This is a genomic window from Bradyrhizobium glycinis, from assembly GCF_016031655.1.
Lineage (GTDB): Bacteria > Pseudomonadota > Alphaproteobacteria > Rhizobiales > Xanthobacteraceae > Bradyrhizobium > Bradyrhizobium glycinis.
In genome coordinates, this window is the sequence record NZ_JACCHQ010000046.1 from 1 (window position 1) to 26,226 (window position 26,226).

23 protein-coding genes are annotated in these 26,226 nt (G+C 65.3%); 16 read left to right on the top strand and 7 right to left on the bottom strand.

What is annotated here, in order from left to right; translation table 11 throughout:
• On the top strand, positions 1–682 hold a 682-nt coding region (locus tag HZZ16_RS35665; RefSeq protein WP_197955383.1), incomplete at its 5' end, for a UDP-glucose dehydrogenase family protein.
• A gap of 108 nt (positions 683–790) precedes the next feature.
• Entirely contained in the window at positions 791–1,681 is an 891-nt protein-coding gene (locus tag HZZ16_RS35670) for an aldose 1-epimerase family protein (protein WP_197955392.1), read from the top strand.
• Positions 1,682–1,705: 24 nt separating this feature from the next.
• Here the strand turns inward: HZZ16_RS35670 and HZZ16_RS35675 are convergent, their stop codons facing one another.
• Both HZZ16_RS35675 and HZZ16_RS35680 read right to left on the bottom strand, forming a co-directional pair.
• Positions 1,706–2,554, bottom strand: a complete 849-nt coding sequence (locus HZZ16_RS35675) for an MBL fold metallo-hydrolase (protein ID WP_197955393.1) — start codon at positions 2,552–2,554, stop codon at positions 1,706–1,708.
• 86 nt (positions 2,555–2,640) lie between these two features.
• Positions 2,641–3,540: a transglycosylase SLT domain-containing protein gene (locus HZZ16_RS35680; protein ID WP_311974467.1), complete on the bottom strand. Its 900-nt coding sequence runs from the start codon at positions 3,538–3,540 to the stop codon at positions 2,641–2,643.
• Between the two features lie 106 nt (positions 3,541–3,646).
• Here HZZ16_RS35680 and pgm point away from each other — a divergent pair, with 106 nt between their 5' ends.
• The 4 genes from pgm to HZZ16_RS35700 all read left to right on the top strand — a co-directional run bounded on the left by pgm (position 3,647) and on the right by HZZ16_RS35700 (position 8,430).
• Positions 3,647–5,293, top strand: a complete 1,647-nt coding sequence (pgm, locus tag HZZ16_RS35685; RefSeq protein ID WP_197955394.1) for a phosphoglucomutase (alpha-D-glucose-1,6-bisphosphate-dependent) — start codon at positions 3,647–3,649, stop codon at positions 5,291–5,293.
• Positions 5,294–5,632: 339 nt separating this feature from the next.
• Positions 5,633–6,682, top strand: coding sequence for an aromatic ring-hydroxylating dioxygenase subunit alpha (locus tag HZZ16_RS35690; RefSeq protein WP_197955396.1), 1,050 nt, complete (start codon positions 5,633–5,635; stop codon positions 6,680–6,682).
• Positions 6,683–6,685: 3 nt separating this feature from the next.
• A complete protein-coding gene (locus HZZ16_RS35695) occupies positions 6,686–7,438 on the top strand; it encodes a GntR family transcriptional regulator (RefSeq protein ID WP_197955398.1) in 753 nt (250 codons plus the stop codon).
• An 11-nt stretch (positions 7,439–7,449) separates the two neighbouring features.
• A complete protein-coding gene (locus tag HZZ16_RS35700) occupies positions 7,450–8,430 on the top strand; it encodes a PDR/VanB family oxidoreductase (protein WP_197955399.1) in 981 nt (326 codons plus the stop codon).
• 214 nt (positions 8,431–8,644) lie between these two features.
• On the opposite strand, the gene HZZ16_RS35705 is transcribed toward HZZ16_RS35700, so the two are convergent.
• Positions 8,645–10,606, bottom strand: coding sequence for a putative bifunctional diguanylate cyclase/phosphodiesterase (locus HZZ16_RS35705; RefSeq protein WP_197955400.1), 1,962 nt, complete (start codon positions 10,604–10,606; stop codon positions 8,645–8,647).
• Positions 10,607–11,018: 412 nt separating this feature from the next.
• Positions 11,019–11,384, bottom strand: a complete 366-nt coding sequence (locus HZZ16_RS35710; protein WP_197955401.1) for a nuclear transport factor 2 family protein — start codon at positions 11,382–11,384, stop codon at positions 11,019–11,021.
• Between the two features lie 303 nt (positions 11,385–11,687).
• Between HZZ16_RS35710 and HZZ16_RS35715 the strand changes: the two genes are divergently transcribed.
• Genes HZZ16_RS35715 through hemC form a run of 3 tightly spaced genes read left to right on the top strand, consistent with a single transcriptional unit; the run spans position 11,688 to position 14,961 of the window.
• Positions 11,688–12,278 (top strand): TetR/AcrR family transcriptional regulator, encoded by a 591-nt coding sequence (locus tag HZZ16_RS35715; protein ID WP_197955402.1) that lies wholly within the window; start codon positions 11,688–11,690, stop codon positions 12,276–12,278.
• 53 nt (positions 12,279–12,331) lie between these two features.
• Complete coding sequence (locus HZZ16_RS35720) at positions 12,332–13,957, top strand: GMC family oxidoreductase (RefSeq protein WP_197955403.1); 1,626 nt, start codon at positions 12,332–12,334, stop codon at positions 13,955–13,957.
• A 23-nt stretch (positions 13,958–13,980) separates the two neighbouring features.
• Complete coding sequence (gene hemC, locus HZZ16_RS35725; RefSeq protein WP_197955411.1) at positions 13,981–14,961, top strand: hydroxymethylbilane synthase; 981 nt, start codon at positions 13,981–13,983, stop codon at positions 14,959–14,961.
• 327 nt (positions 14,962–15,288) lie between these two features.
• Here the strand turns inward: hemC and hemE are convergent, their stop codons facing one another.
• Complete coding sequence (gene hemE / locus HZZ16_RS35730; protein WP_197955413.1) at positions 15,289–16,323, bottom strand: uroporphyrinogen decarboxylase; 1,035 nt, start codon at positions 16,321–16,323, stop codon at positions 15,289–15,291.
• Between the two features lie 106 nt (positions 16,324–16,429).
• On the opposite strand from hemE, the gene HZZ16_RS35735 reads away from it, so the two are divergent.
• Positions 16,430–16,645: a hypothetical protein gene (locus HZZ16_RS35735; RefSeq protein WP_197955414.1), complete on the top strand. Its 216-nt coding sequence runs from the start codon at positions 16,430–16,432 to the stop codon at positions 16,643–16,645.
• A gap of 174 nt (positions 16,646–16,819) precedes the next feature.
• Positions 16,820–18,721, top strand: a complete 1,902-nt coding sequence (locus tag HZZ16_RS35740; protein WP_197955418.1) for a diguanylate cyclase — start codon at positions 16,820–16,822, stop codon at positions 18,719–18,721.
• A gap of 6 nt (positions 18,722–18,727) precedes the next feature.
• On the opposite strand, the gene HZZ16_RS35745 is transcribed toward HZZ16_RS35740, so the two are convergent.
• Together HZZ16_RS35745 and trhO are read right to left on the bottom strand one after the other, a co-directional pair.
• Entirely contained in the window at positions 18,728–18,946 is a 219-nt protein-coding gene (locus HZZ16_RS35745) for a SlyX family protein (RefSeq protein WP_197955420.1), read from the bottom strand.
• Positions 18,936–19,703 (bottom strand): oxygen-dependent tRNA uridine(34) hydroxylase TrhO, encoded by a 768-nt coding sequence (gene trhO / locus HZZ16_RS35750; protein ID WP_197955422.1) that lies wholly within the window; start codon positions 19,701–19,703, stop codon positions 18,936–18,938. Before trhO ends, HZZ16_RS35745 begins: the two co-directional genes overlap by 11 nt.
• Positions 19,704–19,900: 197 nt before the next feature.
• Between trhO and ggt the strand changes: the two genes are divergently transcribed.
• From ggt to HZZ16_RS35775, 5 genes are all read left to right on the top strand, one after another.
• Positions 19,901–21,487, top strand: coding sequence for a gamma-glutamyltransferase (gene ggt / locus HZZ16_RS35755; protein WP_197955424.1), 1,587 nt, complete (start codon positions 19,901–19,903; stop codon positions 21,485–21,487).
• A 168-nt stretch (positions 21,488–21,655) separates the two neighbouring features.
• Positions 21,656–22,270, top strand: a complete 615-nt coding sequence (locus HZZ16_RS35760) for a (2Fe-2S)-binding protein (RefSeq protein WP_246510648.1) — start codon at positions 21,656–21,658, stop codon at positions 22,268–22,270.
• 4 nt (positions 22,271–22,274) lie between these two features.
• On the top strand, positions 22,275–23,291 hold the full coding sequence (locus tag HZZ16_RS35765; RefSeq protein WP_197955426.1) for an FAD binding domain-containing protein: 1,017 nt from the start codon (positions 22,275–22,277) through the stop codon (positions 23,289–23,291).
• Positions 23,292–23,293: 2 nt separating this feature from the next.
• Complete coding sequence (locus HZZ16_RS35770; protein WP_197955428.1) at positions 23,294–25,585, top strand: xanthine dehydrogenase family protein molybdopterin-binding subunit; 2,292 nt, start codon at positions 23,294–23,296, stop codon at positions 25,583–25,585.
• A gap of 62 nt (positions 25,586–25,647) precedes the next feature.
• Positions 25,648–26,112, top strand: a complete 465-nt coding sequence (locus tag HZZ16_RS35775) for an FKBP-type peptidyl-prolyl cis-trans isomerase (RefSeq protein WP_197955430.1) — start codon at positions 25,648–25,650, stop codon at positions 26,110–26,112.
• The last annotated feature ends 114 nt before the right edge of the window (positions 26,113–26,226 follow it).

Below are 26,226 nucleotides of genomic sequence, written 5' to 3' on the forward strand. Positions count from 1 at the left end.
CGCGTTCCTGGCGACCAAGATCACCTTCATCAACGAGATCGCCGACCTGTCCGAAAAGGCCGGCGCCAACGTCCAGGAGGTCGCGCGCGGCATCGGCCTCGACAACCGCATCGGCACCAAATTCCTGCATGCCGGTCCCGGCTTCGGCGGCTCGTGCTTCCCGAAGGACACCAAGGCCCTAATCAAGATCGCGCAGGATTACGACGTCTCCTTGCGCATCGTCGAATCGGTGCTGGCGGTCAACGAGAACCGCAAGCGCGCGATGGCGCGCAAGGTGAGCCAGGCGCTCGGCGGCAATCTGCGCGGCAAGACCGTCGCCGTGCTCGGCCTCACCTTCAAGCCCGACACCGACGACATGCGCGATGCGCCGTCGATCCCGCTGGTCACCGGCCTGATCGACATGGGCGCGAAGGTGAAGGCGTTCGATCCCGTCGGCATGGAGCAGGCCAAGGGCGAATTGCCCGATATCGCCTATTGCGAGGACGCCTATGCCTGCGCGCAAGGCGCCGACGCGCTCGTCATCGTCACCGAATGGGTGCAGTTCCGCGCGCTCGATCTCGACCGGTTGAAGGCGACCATGGCGCAGCCGGTCGTCATCGACTTGCGCAACATCTACCGCCCCGAGGACATGGCAGCCGCCGGGTTCGCCTACGAGAGCGTTGGGCGGTCGTCTCAGCCCTAGCACGTCGTTGCTCTGAGTTTCGTTCGCCTCATCGAGCCGGGCGAAATCGTTTCCAATGCGGTATGGTCCGCCTTCACGTGCGCGCCGCTGCCGCAAACGGAGGTAATTATGAATCACGACACTGATGTGCTTCGCAGCGGCCTTCTCACCGCGGCCATCAAGGCGCATGGCGCCGAGCTGTGCTCACTGAGGGATGGCAATGGCACCGAGTTCGTCTGGCAGGCGGGGCCGGAATGGCCGCGTCACGCACCGCTGCTGTTTCCGATCGTCGGACGCCTTGCCAACGACGAGTTGCGGCACCAGGGCAAGACGTATCGGATGACCCAGCATGGCTTTGCCCGCGACAGCCGCTTCGTGTGGGCAGAACGCGGCGAGAGCCGCTGCACTCTGGTGCTTGATGACAATGAGACGACGCGCGCGCTCTATCCGTTCCCGTTCCGGCTCACGGCGGCCTATGCGATCGATGAGTCCGGCCTCGATCTGACGCTCACGATCGCCAACACCGGCAAGGAGACGTTGCCGGCCTCTCTCGGCGGTCATCCCGCCTTCAACTGGCCGCTGCGGCCCGGCGCCGCAAAGGAGAGCTATGCGCTGACTTTCGCGAGGGCAGAATCGTCTCCGGTCCGCCGTCTCGAGCGTGGATTGCTGCGGCCGGCAGCGGAGCCGAGCCCGGTCAAAGGCAACTCGCTTTCCTTGTCGGACTCCCTGTTCGTCGACGACGCCATCATCTTCGACCGCATCGAGAGCGATTCGGTCCGCTATGCTGCGGCGGGCGGTGCATCGACCGGGCCATGGCTGAAAATGTCCTGGCGCGGATTTCGCGAGCTCGGTGTCTGGTCGAAACCATCAGGCGCGCCGTTCCTCTGCATCGAGCCCTGGCGCGGCTATGCAAGTCCCGCCGGCTTTCAAGGCGAGTTCAGCGACAAGCCGGGGCTGATGCACATCGCAGCCGGCGCGGAAGAGCAATTGTCGTTCCGCATCGAGGTCGGATTGTCCTGAGGCGGGCGAGTTGATCGGTGATGCTCAGACCTCGATGCGCGTGAGATCCTCGCCGATCACGACCGGCCCCGCATAGTCCCGCCTGACGTCATCGAGCAATGCGGTCAGCATGGCATCGTCGGTGCGCGGACGGTGATGGGTCAGCGCGAGCTTCTTGACGCCGCCTTTGGCCGCGATCTTGCCGACGGTGTCGCCGCAGGCGATCGTGTATTTCGCGAGCCGGCGCAAATGCTCGTTGTTGATCTCGGGCGTCGCGAGGAAGCAGCACTGCACCAGCAGGTCGGCTCCCTGAGCCAGCCGCTCGAGCCCGGGGCAGGGGACGGTGTCGCCGGAAATCGCAATGACCTTGCCTTCCGCTTCGAAGCGATAGCCGAGACACATCCAGCGCGCCAGGAAGGCCGGCGACATGTCGAGGCCGTCGCCATGCGAGACCAACTCGGCGCTGATCTTCCAGCGACCGGTGTCGAGCACGGGGCCTGGAATGATGTCCGTTGCGGCGACAGGCTTCCAGCCGCCGAAGGTCGGCTCGCCCTGGTCGCGCCAGGCGATGTCCTTGTCGTAGACCTGCGTGACCAGCGTGCTGACGAGGCGTTCGGTGTCCGGCGGGCCATACACGCGCAACTCGTCCTTGCGCCCGTGCATCCACGAATTCAACATCACATCGTAGAGATCGCCAATGTGGTCGAAATGGTGATGGGTGAGGAAGACCGTGTTGATGGCGCCGAGCGCCACGCCCGCCTTGTGAAGCTGCACCATGACGCCACGGCCGGCGTCGAACAGGATGTTCTCCTCGCCAAGCCTGATCAGCGTGGTCGTCGCCATGCGGCGCGGGTCTGGACGTGGGCCGCCGGTGCCGAGCAGTATAACCTCCATGCGCCACCTCCGAATGCAGGCTTTTGGAGGCACAGTAGATGCGAAGCTCACGCGGGAGCAAGCCGCAAAGGGCCGCCTGGATCCGGTCAGCGCGACGCGACGCGCTTCCAACGTGCTTCGATGCGCGCCTTGATCTGGCTGACCCTGGCCTCGTGGGCGGCCCAATAGGCGCGGCTGGCGGCCGCGGTGCCTTGACGATAGCGGGCATAGACCGCTTTGGGCTGCACCGGCACCTTCGGGCGGCTCGCCGGTTTCACGGGCGCCGCAATCGCAACCGCAGGCGCAACCGTAGCCGCAGCCGCGGGCGCCGGATCCGGAGCAGCCGCAGCTTCGCGTTCTCGCGGCATCGCGCCAAGCCGGTTGCGGGCCCGGTTGCAATAGACCTGCGACCGCGCGGTCATCTCCTCTTCGCCATGACCCGCCCGGTATTTCATCAGGGCGCGGCAGAGGTCCCCGCCCGAAAGCCGCCAGGCCTGGCTGAGATAAAGCACGCCGTAATGGATGTTGACGTCGGGTTCGGCCAGCTCCGCATTGCTGCCGCGGAAGCCCAGCATCGCTGCCGTCTCGGGGCGCACCTGCATCAGGCCGATTTCGCCCGCGCTGCCGATGACCGCCGGGTTATAGCCGCTTTCGACGAAGACGACCGCCTCGGCGATATCGGCCGGCAGATTGGTGCTCTTGGTTTCCCTCTCGATGATCTTCCGGATCGTGGCTCGCGATGATGGCGTTTCGCCGGCGCCGAGCTCGCTGATGCCGTCGCCCGCGAGCGCGCCGATCGGCGCCGACACGAGCAGGACGACCGCGACGTGCCTCCACGTCGCGCCGAGAATGAAGCGTGCCCGATCCCGCAGCATAGGCCTGTCATAGAGCGCCGGAGTTAACAAACCGGCCTCTGGCGCGTCTGTCACTGTCGCGCGCGGGCGCTCTGGTCGGTGGATCTGGCCTGCGATGACGGGCGGTGCTCCCGAGTACAGCACGAACGCCACCTTCGCTTCCCCAGGAACGCCTTCCTCCTCGCGCGTGTTGTGCCCTTGGCGGGGGCTTGGCCGATGCTATGGTGTCCCGCACTCACGGCAGAACGAGGGTATTCCAGTGGCTGATGTTCATCCCGCGGCGGGCAAGCAGGCCTCGCCGGACGCGCTCACCAATATTCCGCGGCTGGTGACGGCCTATTTCGCTGGCAAGCCGGATGCGTCCGATCCGGCACAGCGCGTGGCGTTCGGCACGTCGGGCCATCGCGGCACCTCGTTCAAGAACACGTTCAACGAAGGCCACATCCTCGCGACCACGCAGGCGATTTGTGATTACCGGAAGGAGAAGGGCCTGACCGGCCCGCTCTTCATCGGCATCGACACCCATGCGCTGGCCGAGCCGGCGCTTACAAGCGCCATCGAGGTGTTCGCCGCCAACGGCGTCGAGGTCATGATCGAAAAGGACGGCGGCTACACGCCGACGCCCGTCGTCTCGCATGCGATCCTTACCTACAACAAGGGCCGCACCACCGGCCTCGCCGATGGCGTCGTCATCACCCCCTCGCACAATCCCCCCGAGGACGGCGGCTACAAATACAATCCGCCCCATGGCGGCCCGGCCGATACGGACGTGACCGGCGTCGTCGAGAAGCTCGCCAATGCTTATCTCGCAGGCGACCTCGAGGACGTGAAACGCATCGACTATGCCAAGGCGCGGAAGGCTTCGAATGTCCACGCCTACGACTTCGTCACGCCTTACGTCGCCGATCTCGGCCATGTCGTCGATCTCGACCTCGTCAAATCCGCCGGCGTCAAGATCGGCATCGATCCGCTCGGCGGCGCCGCCGTGCATTACTGGCATCCGATCATCGAGCGCTATGGCCTCAACGCAACGGTCGTGAACGAGGCGATCGATCCAACCTTCCGTTTCATGACGGTGGACTGGGACGGCAAAATCCGCATGGACTGCTCCTCGCCTTACGCGATGGCGAGCCTGATCGGCATGCGCGACCGCTTCGACGTCGCCTTTGCCAACGACACCGACGCCGACCGCCACGGCATCGTCACGCGCTCCGGCGGGTTGATGAATCCGAACCATTACCTGGCGACCGCGATCTCCTACCTGTTCGCGCACCGTCCGGGCTGGGGCAAGGATGCGGCGATCGGCAAGACCGTGGTGTCGAGCTCGATCATCGACCGCGTCGCCAAGAAGCTCGGCCGCAAGCTGGTGGAGACGCCGGTCGGCTTCAAATGGTTCGTCGATGGCCTGCTCACCGGCGGCTTCGGCTTCGGCGGCGAGGAGAGTGCAGGGGCCTCGTTCCTGCGCCGCGACGGCGCGGTGTGGACCACCGACAAGGACGGAATCATCCTTGGCCTGCTCGCTGCCGAGATCATGGCCAGGACCGGCCGCGATCCCAACCAGATCTTCAATGAGCTCACCGCCGAGTTCGGCATGCCGCATTACGCGCGCATCGATGTCGCCGCCACCGGGCCGCAGAAGAACATCCTGAAATCCGTGACGCCGGAGCAACTCGGCCTCAAGGACCTCGCCGGCGATCCCGTTCGCGCGACGCTGAGCAAGGCGCCCGGCAACGGCCAGCCCTTCGGCGGCATCAAGGTTGAGACCGAGTTCGGCTGGTTCGCCGCGCGGCCGTCCGGCACCGAAGATGTCTACAAGATCTACGCCGAAAGCTTCCGCAGCCCCGAGCATCTGAAACGGATTCAGGAGGAAGCCCAGGCGGGGTTGGCCAAGGTGTTCGCGGCGTAGGGATGAGGCTCTCTTACCCTCCCCCGGAGGGGGAGGGTCGATCGCGCGTAAGCGCGAGCGGGGTGGGGTGATCTCTCCACACGGAGACTGCCCGCGTGGAGAGATCACCCCGCTCCGCATTCCGCTGCGCTTCATGCGAAGCGACCCTCCCCCTCCAGGGGAGGGTAAACAGCGCGCCGCTTTTTGCCGGTTACCTAGCCGCGGCAGATAAAATCTTCGCAAGCTCTGTATACATAGAATCAGATAGAGGTATTATAGTAGCAAAAACTCAGCTTGAAACATTCCTTTCAGGCCTCTATTGTATACACAACGTATTCATAAGCCCGTGGGAGTGAGACAATGACAAAATCCTTCCCCATGAACGCCTGGTACGCCGCGGCGTGGGACGCCGACGTCAAGGCGGCGCTGTTGCCGCGGACGATCTGCGGCAAGCATGTCGTGATGTACCGCAAGGCCGACGGCTCGGTGGCCGCGCTGGAGGATGCCTGCTGGCATCGGCTGGTGCCGCTGTCCAAGGGCCGGCTCGAAGGCGACACCGTCGTCTGCGGCTATCACGGTCTGAAGTACAACGCGCAGGGGCGTTGCACCTTCATGCCCTCGCAGGAGACCATCAACCCCTCGGCCTGCGTGCGCGCCTACCCCGTGGTCGAGCGTCACCGCTACGTCTGGCTCTGGATGGGCGATCCCGCGCTCGCTGATCCCGCGCTCGTCCCCGACATGCACTGGAATCACGACCCGGCCTGGGCCGGCGACGGCAAGACCATCCACGTCAATTGCGACTACCGTCTCGTGCTCGACAACCTCATGGATCTCACCCACGAGACATTCGTGCACGGCTCGTCGATCGGCAATGACGCCGTCGCCGAGGCGCCGTTCGACGTCACCCATGGCGAGAAGACCGTCACGGTGACGCGCTGGATGCGCAACATCGAGCCGCCGCCGTTTTGGGCCAAGCAGCTCGGCAAGCCCGGCCTCGTCGACCGCTGGCAAATCATCCGCTTCGAGGCGCCGTGCACCATCGCCATCGATGTCGGCGTCGCGCCCGCGGGCACCGGTGCGCCGGAAGGCGACCGCTCGAAAGGAGTCAACGGCTTCGTGCTCAATACGATCACGCCGGAGACCGAGAAGACCTGTCATTACTTCTGGTCCTTCGTCCGCAATTACCGCATCAATGAGCAGCGCCTCACCACCGAGATCCGCGAGGGCGTCTCCGGCATCTTCCGCGAGGACGAGCTGATCCTCGAAGCGCAGCAGCGCGCGATGGACGAGAACCCCGATCGCATCTTCTACAACCTCAACATCGACGCAGGCGCGATGTGGTCGCGCAAGCTGATCGATCGGATGGTGGCGAAGGAAAACGCCCCAAAACATCTTCAGGCCGCGGAGTAGACCATGGCCGAGCGTGAGGTCGACCGCTCCGTCTCGCAGACCGTGAAGGCGCAGCTCGCGCTGCGCGACCAGATCCTGTCGGGCGCCTTGCGGCCCGGCGAGCGCATCTCCGAGCTTCAGGCGGTGGAGACCACGGGGGCCTCGCGCACGCCGGTGCGCATGGCGCTGGTGCGGCTGGAGGAGGAGGGCCTGCTCGAGGCGATTCCCTCCGGCGGCTTCATGGTGAAGGCGTTTTCCGAGCGCGACATCTCCGATTCCATCGAGCTGCGCGGCACGCTGGAAGGCCTGGCGGCGCGCTTTGCCGCCGAGCGCGGCGTCTCCGCGCGCGAGCTCGAGCCGCTGAAGGAGTGCCTTGCTGCGATCGACGAGCTGTTGGGGCAGGTGCCGATCTCGGTCGACGCTTTCTCGTCTTACGTCACGCTGAACGCGCGCTTCCATGCCCAGCTCACGGAACTGTCGCGCAGCCCGCCGCTGATCCGGCAGATCGACCGCGCCTCGGCGCTGCCGTTTGCCTCGCCGAGCGGCTTCGTGATGGCGCAATCGGCGTTGCCGGAGGCGCAGCAGATCCTGATCATCGCCCAGGAGCACCATCGTGTCGTGATCGACGCCATCGAAAACCGCGAAGGCGCGCGCGCCGAGGCCGTCATGCGCGAGCATGCCCGGCTGGCGGTGCGAAACCTGCGGCTTGCGCTGCGCAACCGGACCCATCTCGACCTCTTGCCGGCGCTCGCGCTGATCAAAACCGCAACCGATTGAGGGCAGTCACCATGCGCTTCATCGAGACCTGGACCCCGGCAACGCTCGTCGCCACCCGCGATCTCACCCCGAACGTCCGCGAATTCCTGATCAAGCCGGATCAGTTCGAGGCTACGGCCTATCCGGTCGGCAGCCACATCAATGTCAGCGTCGCCATCGACGGCCTGCCGGAGACACGGTCCTATTCGCTGGTCGGTGAGGCCTCGTCGCAGGGCTTCAGAATCGCGGTGCGCCGCGCCGATGATTCCCGCGGCGGCTCGCGCTACATGTGGTCCTTGCAGCCGGGCGCGCGGCTCGACATCACCCAGCCCGCCTCGCTGCTCGCGGTCGATTGGACCCGTGACAATTATTGCCTGATTGCCGGCGGCATCGGCATCACCCCGATCCTCGGCGCCGCGCAGGCGCTGGCCCGACGTGGAGCGGACGTGACCCTGCATTATGCCGTGCGTTCGCGTAGCGAGGCCGCCTATCTCGACGATCTCGCCGCGATGCTTGGCGATCGCCTCGTCCTGCATGTCAGCGAGGAAGGCAGGCGGCTCGATCTCGACGCGCTGTTCGCCTCATTGCCGCGGGGCACGCTAGCCCTGTTCTGCGGCCCGATGCGGATGCTGGACGCCGCGCGCCATGCCTGGACCGGCGCCGGCCATCCGCTCCCCGATCTCCGCTACGAGACCTTCGGCTCAAGCGGCACGCTGCCGACCGAAACGTTCAGGGTGCGCCTGAAGGACTCCACTGTCGAGCTCGAAATCCCGCGCGAGCGCTCGATGCTCGACGTGCTCAATGCCAGCGGCTTTGAGGTGATATCAGATTGCAAGCGCGGCGAATGCGGCCTCTGCGCCATCGACGTGGTCGACATCGAGGGCGAGATCGACCATCGCGACGTCTTCTTCAGCGATCACCAAAAGCAAGCCAACCAGAAGATCTGCGCTTGCGTCTCCCGCGCGCGGGGTACAATTACCGTCGATACGCTGCTGCGGGCGGATGCGGTTTGAGCGAGCCTGGAAGGGAGGCTGTTAGGAGAAATGGACGGCGCCGCGGGCTCCACCTCTCCCGCGTGCGGGAGAGGTCGCGCCGAAGGCGCGGGTGAGGGTTCTCTCCTCTGGGGGAGCCCCTCTGTTGAGACAACCCTCTCCCCAGCCCTCCCCCGCAAGCGGGGGAGGGAGCGCGCCTCTTTCGTAGCGGCACCGATCCCCATCCGATCGAGTCCTACGCCGCAAACGTCGCCCGATGTTTCTTGCTGTCCAGCAGCGCCATCACCGCGTCCGCGGCCACTGGCCGGCTGATCAGATAACCCTGCACCTCGTCGCAACTGATCTGCCTGAGATATTCGAGCTGGTCGGCGGTCTCGACGCCCTCCGCGACCACGCCGATCTGCAAATCGCGCGCAAGGGAGACCACCGATTTCACGATCGCGGCGCAGTCCGGCTGCACCAGCATGTCGCGGATGAAGGACTGGTCGATCTTGATGCGGGTGAACGGCAGCTTGCGCAGGTAGGTGAGCGAAGAGAAGCCGGTGCCGAAATCGTCGAGCGCGAGGGTGACGCCGAGCTCCAGCAGCGCGTTCAGGACCGTCGCTGCCGAGCCGTACTTCGACAGCAGCATCGATTCCGTGATCTCGATCTCGAGCCGATGCGGGGCGATCCTGGCGTCGGCGAGCGCCTGCACGATGGTCTGGAGGATGGCCGTGTTGTGAAACTGTGCGGCCGAGAAATTCACGGCAACCCTGATCTCTTCCGGCCATTCCGCAACGCTCGCGCAGGCGCGGCGGATGACCCATTCGCCGATCTCGTGGATCAGCCCGGTCTCCTCCGCGATGGCGATGAACTCGCTCGGCGGCACCAGCCCGCGCGCGGGATGCTGCCAGCGCAGCAGCGCCTCGAAGCCGGTGATGCGGTTGCTGCCGAGGTCGAGGAACGGCTGGAACACCAGAAACAGCTCGTCGCGCGCGATCGCGCCTGCGAGGTCCGATTGCAGCGCCTTGCGCTCGCGGGACGACCTGTCGTCGGCTTGTTCGAAGAAGCAGACCGTGCCCGGCCCGGCCTTCTTGGCGCGGTAGAGCGCGGCATCAGCATTCTTCATGAGGTCGAGCGGCGCGTTGCCGTCGCGCGGCGCCAGCACGATGCCGACGCTGGTCGCGCCGAGGATCCGACGGCCTTCGATCTGGAACGGTTCGGCGAAGGCCGCGACGAAGCGTTCGGCGATCTCGAGCGCATCCTCAGGCCGCGTCAGATTGGCCATCACCAGCGCGAACTCGTCGCCGCCGATCCGCGCGACGTGCTCGGCGGCACGCGTGCAGCGTTGCAGGCGGCTTGCGACGTGAACCAGGAATTCGTCCCCGGCGGGGTGGCCGAACTGGTCGTTGACCTCCTTGAAGCGGTCGAGATCGAGCAGGAGGACCGCGAATTCCTCGCCCGATAGCGCAAGCCGCTTGAGCGCGGCATCGAGCGTTTCGTTGAAGGCGACGCGGTTGGGCAGATGGGTCAGGGGATCCTGCCGCACCGTGCGCTCGGCCTCGATCTGCCGGATGACGCGACGCGCGAACGCGAACGAATTGACGAACACGCCGCGCAGAAGGACGCTGCCGTAGACCACGACGAGAAAGGCGATGAGGAGAAAGGCGAGATCGCCGTTCCGGCCGAGGCAGATGGCGATGCCGAGGAAGATCGGCGCCGTGAAGGCGATCGCCGCGATCGGAATGGTGGCGAAGGCGAGCGCGCCGCCGGCCAGCATGCCCGCGCACAGGCAGGTGATGACGAGCTGGCCGCCGGTCGAAGCGTCCGCGAAGAAGGCGACCGGCACGATGCCCCAGGCGGCGCCGAGGACGAAGGCGTTCCGCACCAGCCGGTGCATGGCGCGACGCGAGACGAATTGCGGCTTGGTGATGCGGCGAGCGGCGTGGGATTGCAGCCCGAACGCGATCGCGCCGCTGGCCACGGCGGCGGCCCAGATCAGCGCAAAAGTCCTGTCCGGCGACTGCCAAAGCGCGATGGCGAGCACGATGGCGTTGCAGGCGTTGGCGAGCATGATGCCGACCGAATAGCCGAGCACCAGCGACATCTGCTCGGCGCGGATATGGCCAGCTGTGGCTTCGTCCGTCGCGGGACCGCCAAAGGCCGACAGATCGCCGGCGAACAGCCGCGCGACATAGTTGCTCGTTCGAGTCCGCATTCCGGAGCCTGCAGCATGAGCCGTTGGTCCGGCTCGATCGGGAGAATTCGCTGCAAACCTTTGACGAACTATGAATTATCCTTAGCTGCGGTGCTCGCCGTGAGCACTTCTGCGTGTTCGATGGAGAATATCGATAACAAATGGATACAAATTCGGGGCTTCGGATTACGGCTGTAACGAGAGCGGCTGTAACGAGAGCCGGGCGCGCCCCACCAGTTTGCCGTCATGCCCCGGCTTGCCGCCTCCGCTAAAGCTTCGGCGGCCGAGCACCCTCGTGTCCCCGGCATAGCCTTGGCGAAGACGGGACCGGGGCATCCAGTAGGCCGCGGCCTATCGAGGAATCACAACCGTCTCTGGAATAGTTGATTGCCCAGTCAAGCCGGGCAATGACACCTGTGTTGGAGAGACGTCGTCATCGCCCCAATTGCTTCGGATCGTAGTAGAACCGCTCCTCCACCAGCTTATCGCCTCGCCAGGTCTGCCACGCGATCTCCTCCAGCGTCCGCGTCGCGCCCTCGGCGTTGGTGAAGGAGAATTTCCAGCGGCTGGCGACAACGTCGCCATCGATCAGGCTCGGGCCGAGGCGCACGGCCGTGACCTTCTTGAACGCCGCCAGCACGCCGCGCTCCTTGTCCGCGAGCTTGTCGCGCCCGACCACGGGTGCGGCAAGGTTCTCATAGGTCGCTGCGTCCGGGGTGTAGTAGTCGAGGATCGCGCCGACGAAGTCACCGTCCTCCAAGCGCTTGGCAAAGGCTTCGACGACCTCACGGCTCGGCATGGCGACCTCACAAGCTAAAACCGACTGATAGTCGGTAAATACCGACCGATAGTCGAAAAGTCAACTGGCCGCCTTTCTTCCCTTCTCCCCTTGTGGGAGAAGGTGGCGCGAAGCGCCGGATGAGGGGTTTCTCTCGGCGAATCCAACTGGCATTTGGATCCGCGGAGAGAACCCCTCACCCGGCTCGCCGCTTGCGCGGCAAGCCACCCTCTCCCACAAGGGGAGAGGGTGCAGCGTCAGCGCGGCGCACCGCGTTCAACCCACTTGCTGGCCGACTGTCGCGAATTCGACTAGACAAGACCCATGGCCAAACAGGCGGAGCGGCGGGCGACGACATCGGAGGCGATCCTGACGGCGGCGCGGCGCCTGTTCGGGACCCATGGCTTTGCCGCCACCACCATGGACGACATTGCGGAAGGCGCCTCCGTCGCCAAGGGCGCGGTCTATCATCACTTCAAGACCAAGGAGGCGGTGTTCGAGGCCGTGTTCGACCAGGTCTCGCGCGACCTCGTCGCCGAGATCGACCGCACGGCACGCACTGAAAAGGACGCGCTCGCCGCCATGGTCGCCGGCACCCAGCATTATTTCGCCGCGACTGCGAAGGGTCCGACCGGCCAGATCATCCTACGTGACGGCCCGGCGGTGCTCGGCTGGGAACGCTGGCGCGAGATCGACGCGCAGCACTTTGGCGGCAAGATGCCGCGGGCGCTCTCCGCCGCGATGGAGGCCGGCCTGATCGCGCGGCAGCCGGTCGAGCCGCTGGCGCGGCTGCTGCTCGGCGCGGTGACGGAAGCCGCGGTGGCCTGCGCCGGACGCACCGATATCGCAAGGGCGGGCGCGGAATATGCCCGTGCGTTCAAGTCGCTGGTGGAAGCGCTGCGTCTGCCCGCATGATTGTGGTAGTGACGAACCGGAAACGCCCGCTCTAACAAGAAGAACAGTAGCGCATGAATGCAAATTCTGCCCTCGCACCCACTGATCCCGAATACGACTACATCATCGTCGGCGCCGGCTCTGCCGGCTGCGTGCTTGCCAACAGGCTCACTGCGACCGGCAAGTACAGCGTGCTGCTGCTCGAGGCCGGCCCGAAGGATTCCAACATCTGGATCCACGTCCCGCTCGGCTACGGCAAGCTGTTCAAGGAAAAGAGCGTCAACTGGATGTACCAGACCGAGCCGGAGCCCGAGCTGAAGGGGCGCCAGGTGTTCCAGCCGCGCGGCAAGACCCTGGGCGGATCGAGCTCGATCAACGGCCTGCTCTATGTCCGCGGCCAGCACGAGGACTACGACCGCTGGCGCCAGCTCGGCAACACCGGGTGGGGTTATGACGACGTGCTGCCTTATTTCAAGAAGGCCGAGAACCAGTCGCGCGGTGCGGACCAGTATCACGGCACCGGTGGGCCGCTGCCGGTCTCCGACATAATAGTGACCGATCCGTTGTCGAAAGCCTTCATCGATGCCGCAGTGCAGACCGGTCTGCCCTACAACCCCGACTTCAACGGCGCGACACAGGAAGGCGTCGGCCTGTTCCAGACCACGACGCGCAATGGCCGTCGCGCCTCCACTTCGGTCGCCTATCTCGGTCCCGCGAAGACGCGCAGCAACCTCAAGATCGAGACCTCCGCACACGCTCAGCGCATCCTGTTCGAAGAGCGCCGAGCGGTCGGCGTCGAATACCGGCAAGGCGCAGCATTGCGCCGCGCCCGCGCCCGCAAGGAGGTCGTGCTGTCGAGCGGCGCCTACAATTCGCCGCAGCTGCTCCAGCTCTCCGGCGTCGGCCCCGGCGATCTCCTGCGCCGGCACGGCATCGATGTGGTGCTGGACGCGCCGGGCGTCGGTCACGATCTGCAGGATCACATGCAGGTTCGCATCGTCATGCGCTGCTCGCAGAAGATCACGCTCAACGACACCATCAATCATCCGCTTCGCCGCACCATGGCCGGCGCACGCTATGCGCTGTTCCGGAAGGGCTGGCTGACGATCGCAGCCGGCACCGCGGGCGCGTTCTTCAAGACCAGTCCGCGCCTCGCCTCGCCCGACATCCAGGTGCACTTCCTGCCATTTTCGACCGACAAGATGGGTGAGAGGCTGCACGCCTTCTCCGGATTCACCGCCTCGGTGTGCCAGCTCCGGCCCGAGAGCCGCGGCACCCTGCGCATCAAGAGCGCAGACCCGACCGTGCCGCCGGAGATCCGCATCAATTACATGTCCACCGAGACCGACCGCACCACCAACGTCGAAGGCATCAAGATCCTGCGCAAGATATTGAACGCGCCGGCGCTGAAGCCGTTCGTGGTCAGTGAGTACGACCCCGGCGAGAAGGTATCCACGGATGCCGAGATCCTGGATTATTGCCGCGAGCGGGGCAGCACCATCTACCATCCGACCTCGACCTGTCGTATGGGCAACGACGCGCTCGCGGTGGTGGATCAGCGGCTGAAGGTGAGGGGGCTCGAAGCCCTGCGCGTCGTCGACGGCTCGATCATGCCCGACCTGGTGTCGGGGAACACCAATGCGCCGATCATCATGATCGCCGAAAAGGCCTCCGACATGATATTGGAGGATGCGCGATAATTCGCCCTGAAAGGACGTTCGACTTGGCTACTCGCTTTCGGATCGGCACACGCAAGAGCGCCATGGCGCTGGCACAGACGGAAGAGATTGGGCGCCGCCTAACCGTCGCCGTGCCCGGTCTCGACGTCGAGATCGTCAAGTTCGACACCACGGGCGATCTCGACCAGACCAGCAAGCTGTTGCCTCATGGCGGCAAGGGCGGTGCCTTCGTGGCTCAAATCCGCGCCGCCGTGCTGTCGGGTGAGCTCCAGGCGGCGATGCATTCGCTGAAGGACATGCCGGGCAACGAGGACACACCCGGCCTCGTCATCGGCGCCACGCTGTCGCGCGATCCGCCCGGTGACGCGCTGGTGTTGCGAAATGGCGTCACGCTGGAAGCGTTGCGCCAATCGCGCGGTAAGGGTTTTAAGATCGGCACCAACGCCGTCCGTCGTGCCGCCTATGCGCGGCGTCTGTTTCCGGAGGTGGAGGTCATCCATTTCCGCGGAGCAGCCGACACACGCGTGCGAAAGCTCGACAACGGCGAGAAGCAGCGGCTGCCCGATGGCGGCGCGGTCGGACCGGCCGATGCACTGATCATGGCGCGCTCGGGCCTCACTCGCGTCGGCTTGGCCGGCCGCATTGCCTATGAATTCAGGGCAGCGGAGATGCTGCCCGCGGCAGGGCAGGGCATCGTTGCCGTCGAATGCGCCGCGCAGGACTGGCAAACGCGACAAATCCTGTCGTCCATCGACGATCCGGCCGCGCATGCTTGTGCCGACGCCGAGCGCGAGGTGCTGTGGGTGCTCAACGGCCATTGCAATTCGCCTGTGGCGGCATTTTCGACCGTCATTGTCGATCGGCTGGCGCTGACCGCATCCGTGCTCGACCTCTCCGGCAACACCATCATTGAGGCCGAGGGCTTAGGTTTCGCCAATCGTCCGCGCGAGCTCGGCCGTGCGGTGGGTCTGGATCTCCTGAAAAAGGGAGCCGCCGAGATCATCGAGCGGAGCCGGCCGCGCTGAGGCGCTTTCCGCTGTCGCCGTCGTCATTGCGAGCGCAGCGAAGCAATCCAGACTGCTACCCGCGGAAAGATTCTGGATTGCTTCGCTGCGCTCGCAATGACGGGTGGGGTGAGGAGTCGCAGTCGAACCCGCTCCAGCAAGCCGCTTGGCACGCTGGTCCTTATCAAAACGGGTCAGTGGCGATGATGCAATTCTGCGCCTGTTTTGCCCGACAAGTCAAAACTGACAGGCGAGTCATGCCAGTCCACGCTTTTCAAGGGCTTGGCTACTGTGCATGGGGTTGTTTTCGCACTTTTTGTCTTGCCGCGCCCGAAGCACCGAAACAGATCAGCCGCGCACGCGCCTGATCATCTGCTCGACATGGGCAATCGGCGTTTCCGGCTGGATGCCGTGGCCGAGATTGAAGATCAGCCGCCCGGCAGCAAAATTGGCCAGCACGTTGTCGACCGCGCGGTCGAGCGCGGCGCCGCCCGTGATCAGCACCAGCGGATCGAGATTGCCCTGCACCGCGACCCTGCTCTGCACCCGCTCGCGAATGAAGGCAGGCTCCGCTGTCCAGTCGATGCTGACCGCGTTGACACGGGTTGCCTCGACATAGGCCGGCAGCAGCGCGCCGGCGCCGCGCGGGAAGCCGATGATCTTCGCGTCCGGCACCTTGGCTCTCACGCCCTCCACGATGCGCCGCGTCGGCTCGACCGACCAGCGCGCGAACTCCGTGGGCGGCAGCACGCCGGCCCAGGTGTCGAAGATCTGCAACGCGTCGGCGCCGGCGGCGAGCTGTGCCAGCAGATACTGAATCGAGTTGTCGACCAGCACGTCGATGATCTCTGAAAAAGCTTCCGGATGCCGGTAGGCCATCATCCGGGCCGGCGCCTGGTCCGGCGTGCCGTGGCCCGCGACCATGTAGGTCGCCACCGTCCACGGCGCGCCGCAGAAGCCGATCAGCGCGACCTTGGGATCGAGCGCGCCGCGCACGATCCTCAGCGCCTCGAACACCGGCTCGAGCTTGCCGAAATCGGCGCGCGGCGCCAGCGTCGCCACCTTGGCCGGATCGTCCAGCGGCTCGAGCCGCGGGCCCTCGCCGACCTCGAACCGCACCTCACGTCCGAGCGCATAGGGGATGACGAGGATGTCGGAGAAGATGATCGCCGCGTCGAAACCGAACCTTCGGATCGGCTGCAGCGTCACCTCGGCGGCAAGCGCCGGGTTGAAGCAGAGATCGAGGAACCCGCCCGCCTTGGCGCGCACCTCGCGATATTCGGGCAGGTAGCGCCCGGCCTGGCGCATCATCCACATGGGCGGGACGGCTTGGCGCTGGCCGGAGAGGACGTCGATGAAGGGTTTCGTCGAAGACTGGGGCACGAATGGTCCTGAAGAGGGTTGTGCCTCCTGATACACCGCCGCGGCCGTCAGCGGAACAGGGGAACCAGCACGATTGGGCCGCGTTGACGAGCCAATGGAGGAGATCATGGCTGAGACATTCAACCCCGCGCCGCACGACAAGCACGCCGAAGACCTGCGCGAGGCGATCGCTGCCGATCGGCAATCCAAGCTCGACGACGGGCTGAGGGACACGTTCCCAGCTTCCGATCCCGTGAGCGCGGCGCAGCCGACGCCCTCGAAGGCCGATGCCGACGCCGAGCATCCTTCGCTCTGGGCCAAGGTCAAGGCCATTTTCAGCTAGCGGCGCCGGCGCGCCGGATTCCGATCGGCCTGCTAATGTCTTGTTAGCGATGCGCCGATCGCCGCGTCCGTAAGACTACTGGAAAGGGCGGGAATCGCCGCGTAGTCCGGTAGTGATTTCAGAATTAAATAACAGAAGCGGCAGAGTTTCCGAGCGATCGGAGGACCCTGCCGCATGAGCGCTACCCAACGAGCCGGATGGAGCCGCCTGCCATTGCGCGCGGCGGCTTTCGTCGCGCTGACCTGCGCGACCATTCTCGGCGTCAGCGGTTGGCGTGAATGGACGGCCCGCGATGCTGTGCTCAAGGGCGCCGAGACGGAGATGGCGAACGTTGCGCGTTCGCTGACTCAGCATGCCGAGGACAGCCTCGATCTTTTGGATTCCGGCGTCGTCGGCGTGGTCAGCCGGTTGGAGATGGACGGCACAGCGCCGGCCACGATCGGCAAGCTGCGCACCTTGCTGGATGCGCGCAAGAAGGCGATCGCACGCATTCACAGCCTCGCCATCATCGACGATCAGGGCAACTGGCTGACCTCACCCGGTACGACCGGCACCACCTTCAGCGACGATGCCTTCTTCCGATATCACCAGCTCTCGCCGAAGCGCGAGGCCCATGTCGGCCGTCCCGTGAAGAGCCTGCTCGACGGCGAATGGGTCGTCACCCTGTCACGCCGCTTCAACAAAGAGGACGGTAGCTTCGGTGGCGTGGTGCTCGCGACCATCAGCTCGAAATATCTCTCGCATTTTTACGAGCAGTTCGAGATCGGCCGCAACAGCTCCGTGTCACTGGCGCATGGCGACGGTCTGATCGTCGCGCGCAATCCCAGCAACGAGACATTCGTCGGGCGCAGTGTCGCCGACAAGCCGTTGTTCCGCGAGCCGAGCCTGCAACGGCCGAGCGGCGCCTATCATTTCACCTCGCCGCTGGACGGTGCCGACCGCGTCAGCTTCTTCAATCGCAGCAGCCGCTTCCCGCTCCTCCTGCTCGCCACCGTCGACAAGGACGAGTTGCTCGCGCCCTGGCGCGCGGCGGCAATCTCCCGCATGCTCTACGTGCTCGCGCTGGTGATGCTGATCGCTGTCATCGGCGGCGTGCTGGTGCGGCAGTTGCAGCGCGGCCAGCGCATGGCCGTCGCGCTGGCCGAGACGGAGGCGCATTTCCGCCTGCTCGCCGAAGGCTCCAGCGACATGGTGACCCGCATCGGCCTCGACGAGCGGCTGCGCTATGTCTCGCCCTCGTCGGTCCGCATCGTCGGCTGGCGTCCCAATCAGCTGATCGGTTCGCCGGCTCTTGCGGGTATCAATCCGGAGGACCTGCCGGAGGTCCAGGCGATCGTCGACGCCATGAAGCGCGGTGAGAAGGAGGAGGCGCGTCTCACCTACCGCAACTCGCATCGTGAGAACGGCGAAATCTGGCTCGAATCGACCATGCGGGTGACGCGTAGGGACGGTGGCCAAGTCGACGGCGTAGTCGCGATCTCCCGCGACATCACCGAGCACAAGAAGCTGGAAACCAGACTCGAGACGCTGGCGATCGAGGACAGCCTCACCGGCCTTGCCAATCGCCGTCACTTCGACGAGCGCCTGAAGGAGGAATGGGTACGCGCCTATCGCGACCGCTCCAGCCTTGCTTTGCTGATGATCGATGTCGACCACTTCAAGGCTTACAACGATGAATACGGCCATCCCGCGGGCGATGCGTGCCTGCGCCTGATCGCCAAGATCATCGCGGCCGAAGCGCAGCGCGCCGGCGATCTGGCGGCGCGTTATGGCGGTGAGGAATTCGCCATGCTGTTGCCGAACATCGACGCCGCCGGCTGCGCCCGGGTCGGCGAACGGATCCGCAACGCCATTCACGAGGCCGGACTCGCGCATGGCAGCAATCCGGCGGCCCGATGCGTCACCGCTTCGCTTGGCGGCGCAGCCTGCCGGCCGGCGTTCGAACGAACCGCGGGAGTCGCCGCGCTGGTCGAGGCTGCCGACCGGGCGCTCTATGCCGCCAAGGCCGCAGGCCGCAACCGCTTGGTGACGTCCGGCGAGGTCATGGACCTGCTGCCCAAGGCGTCCGGCCAGTAACACCGCTCAATAATGCGGCGGAGGCTCGTTGGCAGGCCCTGGCGCATTTGCCTCGGCCTCCTGCAGCCGGGCATTGAGCTCCGCGATCTGCCGTGTCAGCCTGTCGATCTGCTTCCACTGCGCGGTGATGGTCTGGTTCAACGTCTCGATCGTGTCGTCCTGATAGGCGAGGCGCGTCTCCAGCGTGTCGATGCGCTCGCTCAGCGTCTTGATCTCATTCGTCACGCGTTACGTCCTTGTTTCGCTCGCGCAAGCCGTGGCAGAGCGCCACGCGCTCGTCGAACACGAAGCATTCGCCGCGCCAGCGGCTCTCCGCCTCCGGCACCTCTTCCAGATATCTCAGGATGCCGCCCTTGAGGTGATAGACCTCGGCAAAGCCGCGTGCGAGCAGATGCGCGCTCGCCTTCTCGCAGCGGATGCCGCCGGTGCAGAACATCGCGATCCTGCGGTGCCGTGCCGGATCAAGCCGCTCGGCGGCAAAGTCCTTGAACTGGCCGAAGCTCTTGATGCCGGGATCGACCGCGCCCTCGAACGTGCCCATCGCGACCTCGAAGGCGTTGCGGGTGTCGAGCACGAGCGTGTCGGGTGCTGCGATCAGCGCGTTCCATTCGCGCGCATCGACATAGGTGCCGACCTTACGAGTCGGATCGACGGCCGCATCGCCCAGCGTGACGATCTCCTTCTTCAGCCGCACCTTCAGCCGTCCGAACGGCATCGCCTCCGCAGCGGAGAATTTCAATTCGAGATTGTCGAGCCTGCCGCCGAACATGTCCCCGTGTGCGAGCTCATGAGCGAAGGCGTCGATCGCCTCCGGTGCACCGGCGACCGTACCGTTAATGCCTTCCTGCGCCAGTAAGACGCTGCCCTTCAGCCCAAGGCCGGCGCAGCAGGCGCGCAGCGGCTCGCGCAGCTCGCGGTAATCCGGGAGGGCGACGAATTGATAGAAGGCGCAGACCTTGTAAGGCGTATTGCTGGACGTCATGGCCGCTCGTTTAGCAGGCGGCCCGCGCCCGGAAAACCCGCATCGCAAAGGCCTGCAAAAAGTCCATACGCCCAGCGGATGGCAGCCATTTTCCTGGTATGCCAGCATTGCCCCGCGGGGCGGGAATGTGTCATGTAGACGCGGTTTTTCGAGAGGGCGCGCCAATCGCGCCGACGGCCAAGAGAGCAAGACATTCGATGAGAAACTTCCATTTCCCCGGCAGGTCCACGGTCCACGCCACCAACGCGATGGTCGCGACCTCGCATCCGCAGGCCTCGCTCGCCGCGATCGAGGTGCTGCGCGAGGGCGGCACCGCGGTGGACGCCGCCGTTGCCGGCTCTGCCTTGCTCGGCGTGATCGAGCCGCAATCGACCGGCATCGGCGGCGATTGCTTTGCGCTGATCCAGCCGCGGGGCGAGGGCAAGATCGTCGCCTATAACGGCTCCGGCCGCGCGCCGAAGGCGGCGAATGCCGACTGGTATCTCGAACGCAAGATCAACTCGGTGCCGCTGACCTCGGCGCATGCGGTCTCGATTCCCGGCGTGATCGATGCCTTTGCCACCGTGCTGCGCGATCACGGCAAGTTCGGTTTCGATCGGCTGCTCCAGCCCGCGATCAAGGCGGCCGAGGAGGGCTATGTCGTCGCGCCCCGCATCGCCTTCGACTGGAAGAACCAGTTCGAGAAGCTGAAGAACGGTACCAACACCGTGCGCTATTTGTTGCCGGGCGGCCAGCCCCCGGTCGCCGGCGACGTCATTCGCCAGGCCGAGCTCGGCAAGACGCTGCGCGCGATCGCCAAGGACGGCCGCGACGCCTTCTACAAGGGCGAGATCGCAGAGGACATGGTCGAGACCCTCAGGGGCATCGGCGGCCTGCACACGCTCGACGATTTCGCCGCGCACACGACCGAAGTGACCACGCCGATCGGCACCATGTACAAGGGCTACGACGTCTGGCAGTGCCCGCCGAACGGCCCGGGCGTCACAGCGCTCTTGATGCTCAACATCCTGTCGCGCTTCGATCTGACCAAGTACGCGCCCGTGAGCGTCGAGCGCTTCCATCTCGAGGCGGAAGCGGCACGCATCGCCTACATGAACCGCGAGATGCATGTCGCCTCGCCTGCGCACATGAAGATCAACGTCGCCGAGATGCTCGAGAAGGGCTTTGCCGACGAGTATATCAGCAAGATCCGCCTGGACGGCATGCTCGACCTGCCGAACGTCGCGCCGCCGATGAATCCCTCGACCATCTACATCACGGTCGTGGACAAGGACCGCAACGTCTGCTCGTTCATCAACTCGGTTGCGCATTCCTTTGGCTCTGCGATCGTCTCGAACAAGACCGGTGTCTTGTTCCAGAACCGCGCCGGCGGCTTCCGCATCCAACCGGGCCATCCCAATTGCATCGAAGGCGGCAAGCGCCCGCTGCACACGATCATGCCGGGTCTGCTGACCAAGGGCGGCCGTTCCACGATGTCGTACGCGGTGATGGGCGGCCAATACCAGCCGACCGGCCAGACTCATCTCCTGACCAACATCCTCGACTACGGCTGCGACGTGCAGGAAGCGATCGATATGCCGCGCGGCCTGCACTACGAGGGCCAGTATCAGCTCGAGGACAGCGTGCCGTCCGCCGTCGTCGAAGGCCTGAAGAAGCTCGGCCACAAGACCACCAGCGTGGTCGGCCCGCTCGGCGGCGCCCAGGCGATCTGGATCGATTGGGACAAGGGAACGCTCACCGGCGGCTCCGATCCGCGCAAGGACGGCTGCGCGCTGGGTTATTGATCGCCCCGCGCAGTTCCCCACGCGAGATCAGGAAAAGTTGACGAAGGGCGGCGCGGCATTTGCTGCGCCGCCCTTCTCTCATCCGGAACTGCGCTCATCGCTCGAGGTTAAGGGGCGATGAGCGGTGCAGGCGTGCGCTGCTTTGCAGATCAGCGGCGGAGGCCTGCCATGCCCGACAAACCAGGTTCCAGATCATCCGGATTCGACCGACGCGCTTTCATGGCCGGCGCGGCTGGCAGCGCGCTGATCCCGATAACGGCGCGCGCGGCGTCGGAGGATGCGCGGGCGCCAGCGGCGCAGGATCCGTCGCTTCCCGTCGAGGTCACGCTGCGCGTCAACGGCAAGGACAAGCGCCTGAGCATCGATGCGCGCACCACCGTGCTGGATGCTTTACGCGAACATCTCAAGCTCACCGGCAGCAAGAAGGGCTGCGACCACGGCCAGTGCGGCGCCTGCACGGTGCTGATCGACGATCGCCGCGTGGTGTCATGCCTGACGCTGGCCCTCGCCGCCGAGGGGCAGGAGATCACGACCATCGAGGGCCTCGCCACCGATGACCGCCTGCATCCGATGCAGCAGGCCTTCATCGACAACGATGCGTTCCAGTGCGGCTATTGCACGCCCGGCCAGATCATGTCGGCGATCGCATGCGTGAAGGAGGGCAATGCCGGAAGCGAGGCCGACATCCGCGAGTACATGAGCGGCAACATCTGCCGCTGCGCCGCCTATCCCAACATCGTCGCCGCCGTGAAGCAGGCCGCGCCCGAGATCATGAAAGGCTAGGCGCATGCGACCGTTTTCGTATCAGAGAGCATCAGACCCGGATATGGCCGTGCAGGCGCTCGGCGCCGCTGCGGCCGCCAACGATCCGCTGACGAAGGCGGCGGCGCAGCCGCTTGCTGGCGGAACCACGCTGATCGACTTGATGAAGCTCGACGTGATGCGGCCCACCGCAATCGTCGATATCAGTCCGCTGGCCCAAGCCTGGTCGGCGATCGCGCCAGGCGGCGATGGCTTGCGCCTCGGCGCGCTCGCCAAAATGTCCGACGTGGCCGCGCATGCCGAGATCCAGCGCAGCTATCCGGTGATCGCGGATTCGCTGAAGCTGGCCGCAAGCGCCCAGCTGCGCAACATGGCAACGCTCGGCGGCAACGTGATGCAGCGGACGCGCTGCAACTACTTCCGCGATGTCTCCTATGAGAACTGCAACAAGCGCAATCCCGGCTCCGGCTGTGCCGCAATGGACGGCGTCAACCGCATGCATGCGGTGCTCGGGACCTCCGATCAGTGCATCGCGACGTATCCCGGCGATTTCGCACAGGCGCTGATCGCACTCGATGCGATGGTCGAGGTCACCGGCAAGGCCGGTACGCGCAGCATGCCGTTCGCGCAGCTTCACAAGAGGCCGGGCAGCACGCCGGACATCGAGACGGCGCTTCAGCCCGGCGAGCTGATCTCGGCGTTCTCTATACAGGGCCGCTGGCCACGCTCGGTGTATCTGAAGGCCCGCGACCGGCAATCCTACGAATTCGCGCTGTCGTCAGCTGCGATCGCGCTCGACATCCAGGACGGCACGATCAGGGACGCCCGCGTCGCGCTCGGCGGCGTCGCCACCGTGCCGTGGCGGGCGCGTGAGGCCGAGGCGCTCTTGAAGGGACAGAAGTTCGACGACGGCCTCCCGCAACGTGTTGCCGATGCCGCCTTTGCAGACGCCCGCGGGCGCCGGCACAACAGCTTCAAGATCGCGCTCGGCAAGCGTGTCGTGGCACGCGCGCTCCAGCAGGCCGTAACGATGGAGATCTGACCATGACCGCTGCAGCTCCCGCGCCGAAAGCGAATCTGGGACAGCCCGTGCCGCGCTATGATGCGGCCGCAAAGGTCATGGGGCGGGCGACCTATGCCTCGGACATGCCGCTGGACAATCCAGCCTACGCATTCCTGGTTACCAGCGCCATCGCCAAGGGCCGCATCGACCGCTTCGAGCTCGACGATGCCAAGCGCGTCCGCGGCGTGATCGATATCGTCACGCATGAGAACGCCCCGAAGCTGAAGGAGTCGAAACTGTTCAGTAATGGCGGCTATGCCGGCACCACGATCCAGCCGCTGAAGTCGGCCGAGATCGCCCATGATGGCCAGATCATCGCCGTGGTGGTCGCTGAGAGCTACGAGGCCGCGCGCGAAGCGGCCAACCGCGTCAAGGTCAGCTATAGCGCTGCTGCGCCCAGCGCGACCTTCGATTCGCCGGGGACGACGGCAGCCGCCGCGAAAGGACAAAATTCGCAGTTCAAGGAAGACCCCAAGGTCGGTGATTTCGCCAAGGCGTTCGATGCGGCCGAGGTCAAGCTGAGCGTCTCTTATGAAACGCCGACGCAGCATCACAATCCGATGGAGCTGTTCACGACCAGCTGCGCCTGGATGGGCGACAATCTCGTCATCTACGAGGGCAGCCAGTATGTCTATGGCCTGAAGAACGGCGTGGCCGAGCAGCTCGGCATCGACGCCGACAAGGTGCGCGTGGTCAATCCCTATGTCGGCGGCGGATTCGGCTCGCGAGGTTCGATGACGCCGCGCACCGCCATCATCGCCGCCATTGCCAAGCGCCTGAACCGTCCGATCAAGCTGGTCCCGACCCGCGACCAGGGCTTTACCATCGCGACCTACCGCGCCGAGACGCGGCATGAGATCAGGCTCGGTGCAAGCCGGGATGGCAGGCTGGTCGCTTTGAGGCATGAGGGGGCCGAAGTCTCCTCGCGCCCCGATGCCTATTGCGTTGGTGGCACCAAGACCACGACGCGGCTCTATGCCTGTCCGAACGTCGACAGTCTGGTGTCGATCGTGCGTGCCGATCGCAACACGCCCGGCTTCATGCGCTCGCCCCCCGAGGTGCCGTATCTGTTCGCGCTGGAGAGCGCGCTGGACGAGCTCGCTGTGAAACTGAACATGGATCCGGTCGAGCTTCGCCGTATCAACGACGCCACCAGGGATCCAATCGATGGCAAGCCCTACACGTCGCGATCGCTCATGGCGTGCTTCGACGAAGCCGCCAAGGCGTTCGGCTGGTCGCAGCGCTCGCCACAGCCGAAATCGATGTCCGACGGCGACTGGTTGATCGGCTACGGCTGCGCCGCCACGTGCTATCCGACGCAGATGGCGCCGTCGGCCGCGCGTGTGCGCCTGCAGCGCGACGGCCGCACCCGGGTCGAGATCGCCGGCCATGAGATCGGGACCGGCGCCTACACCGTCATCGCCCAGACTGCGGCCGAGCGGCTCGGCGTGCCGTTGGAGAAGGTTGCAGTCTTCATGGGCGACAGCGACCTGCCGCCCGCGCCGGTTGCCGGCGGCTCCAATTCCACAGCCAGCACCTGCTCGGCCGTGATGATGGTGTGCGATCAGATCCGACAGCGCCTGTTCAAGGCGCTGATGCCCAACGACAGCCTTGCCGACAAGGCCAAGGAGACCGTCGGCATCAGCCCGGCACCGTCGACCCAGGCGGCGAAGGGCGATCGCTCGCTCGACATCGAGAAGGCGTTCGATGCACTCGGCGTCGGCGTGGTCGAAGAATATGGCGAGTGGAAGCCGGAGGGCGCGCCGCTGGATTCGTTCCGCGCCATGCACAATGGGCAGGTACGCCTGGTCGGTGGCCATCAAATGAAGGACCAGATCGCCTATGCCTTCGGCGCCGAGTTCGTCGAGGTCCGCGTCAATCGCTTCACGCACGAGATCCGCTGCCCCCGCCTGGTCGGCGCGTTCGCGGCAGGCAGGATCATGAATCCGCGCACCGCGCGCAGCCAGCTCATGGGCGGCCTGATCTGGGGCATGTCCTCGGCGCTGCTCGAGGCCACCGAGATCGACGAGCGCAATGCGCGCTACGTCAACGACAATCTTGCCGACTACCTCGTGCCCGTGAATGCCGATGTACCCGGCGTCGAGGTGATCATGCTGTCCGAGCAGGACGATCACATCAACCCGGTCGGCGCAAAGGGCCTCGGCGAGCTTGCCAATGTCGGCACCAATGCGGCGATCTGCAACGCGATCTATCACGCCACCGGTCAGCGCATCCGCAAGCTGCCGGTCCGGCTGGAAAACATCGAGCTCTAAAGGGGGTGGAAACGGCGGCCGCCTTGGGTTAGACACCTCCCGCCTCAAACGGAAGGTGTTTTATGCAGCGTTTCCAGCGCGCGCTCCTCGCCCTGATGTCGGCACTCGCGATCACCGTGATCGCCGGCGTGTCGCATTTCGTTTCCACCACGGCCTCGGCCCAGACCGCAGGAAAGACCATGACCACAGCTTCAGGCTTGCAGATCACCGATTCCACCGTCGGCACCGGCGCCTCGCCGCAGCCTGGTCAGATCTGCGTGATGCACTATACCGGCTGGCTCTATGAGAACGGCCAGAAGGGCAAGAAATTCGACAGCTCCGTCGATCGCAAGGAGCCGTTCGAATTCCCGATCGGCAAAAGCCGCGTCATCGCCGGCTGGGACGAGGGCGTTGCCTCGATGAAGGTCGGCGGCAAGCGCACGCTGATCATCCCGCCGCAGCTCGGCTACGGCGCCCGCGGTGCCGGCGGCGTGATCCCGCCGAACGCGACGCTGATGTTCGACGTGGAATTGCTCGCGGTGAAATAACTGACGTCTCCACATCGTCATGCCCGGGCTCGTCCCGGGCATCCACGATCTTCGTGCCGCGTGGTCAAGACGTGGATGGCCGGGTCAAGCCCGGCCATGACGGAGATGAAATCG

Bases quoted from the DNA above. Each gene is read 5' to 3' on its own strand.
- HZZ16_RS35670 (WP_197955392.1), top strand. From the start codon at position 791: ATGAATCACGACACTGATGTGCTTCGCAGCGGCCTTCTCACCGCGGCC.
- HZZ16_RS35675 (WP_197955393.1), bottom strand. From the start codon at position 2,554: ATGGAGGTTATACTGCTCGGCACCGGCGGCCCACGTCCAGACCCGCGC.
- HZZ16_RS35690 (WP_197955396.1), top strand. From the start codon at position 5,633: ATGACAAAATCCTTCCCCATGAACGCCTGGTACGCCGCGGCGTGGGAC.
- HZZ16_RS35695 (WP_197955398.1), top strand. From the start codon at position 6,686: ATGGCCGAGCGTGAGGTCGACCGCTCCGTCTCGCAGACCGTGAAGGCG.
- HZZ16_RS35700 (WP_197955399.1), top strand. From the start codon at position 7,450: ATGCGCTTCATCGAGACCTGGACCCCGGCAACGCTCGTCGCCACCCGC.
- HZZ16_RS35705 (WP_197955400.1), bottom strand. From the start codon at position 10,606: ATGCGGACTCGAACGAGCAACTATGTCGCGCGGCTGTTCGCCGGCGAT.
- HZZ16_RS35710 (WP_197955401.1), bottom strand. From the start codon at position 11,384: ATGCCGAGCCGTGAGGTCGTCGAAGCCTTTGCCAAGCGCTTGGAGGAC.
- HZZ16_RS35715 (WP_197955402.1), top strand. From the start codon at position 11,688: ATGGCCAAACAGGCGGAGCGGCGGGCGACGACATCGGAGGCGATCCTG.
- HZZ16_RS35720 (WP_197955403.1), top strand. From the start codon at position 12,332: ATGAATGCAAATTCTGCCCTCGCACCCACTGATCCCGAATACGACTAC.
- HZZ16_RS35735 (WP_197955414.1), top strand. From the start codon at position 16,430: ATGGCTGAGACATTCAACCCCGCGCCGCACGACAAGCACGCCGAAGAC.
- HZZ16_RS35740 (WP_197955418.1), top strand. From the start codon at position 16,820: ATGAGCGCTACCCAACGAGCCGGATGGAGCCGCCTGCCATTGCGCGCG.
- trhO (WP_197955422.1), bottom strand. From the start codon at position 19,703: ATGACGTCCAGCAATACGCCTTACAAGGTCTGCGCCTTCTATCAATTC.
- ggt (WP_197955424.1), top strand. From the start codon at position 19,901: ATGAGAAACTTCCATTTCCCCGGCAGGTCCACGGTCCACGCCACCAAC.
- HZZ16_RS35760 (WP_246510648.1), top strand. From the start codon at position 21,656: ATGCCCGACAAACCAGGTTCCAGATCATCCGGATTCGACCGACGCGCT.
- HZZ16_RS35765 (WP_197955426.1), top strand. From the start codon at position 22,275: ATGCGACCGTTTTCGTATCAGAGAGCATCAGACCCGGATATGGCCGTG.
- HZZ16_RS35770 (WP_197955428.1), top strand. From the start codon at position 23,294: ATGACCGCTGCAGCTCCCGCGCCGAAAGCGAATCTGGGACAGCCCGTG.
- HZZ16_RS35775 (WP_197955430.1), top strand. From the start codon at position 25,648: ATGCAGCGTTTCCAGCGCGCGCTCCTCGCCCTGATGTCGGCACTCGCG.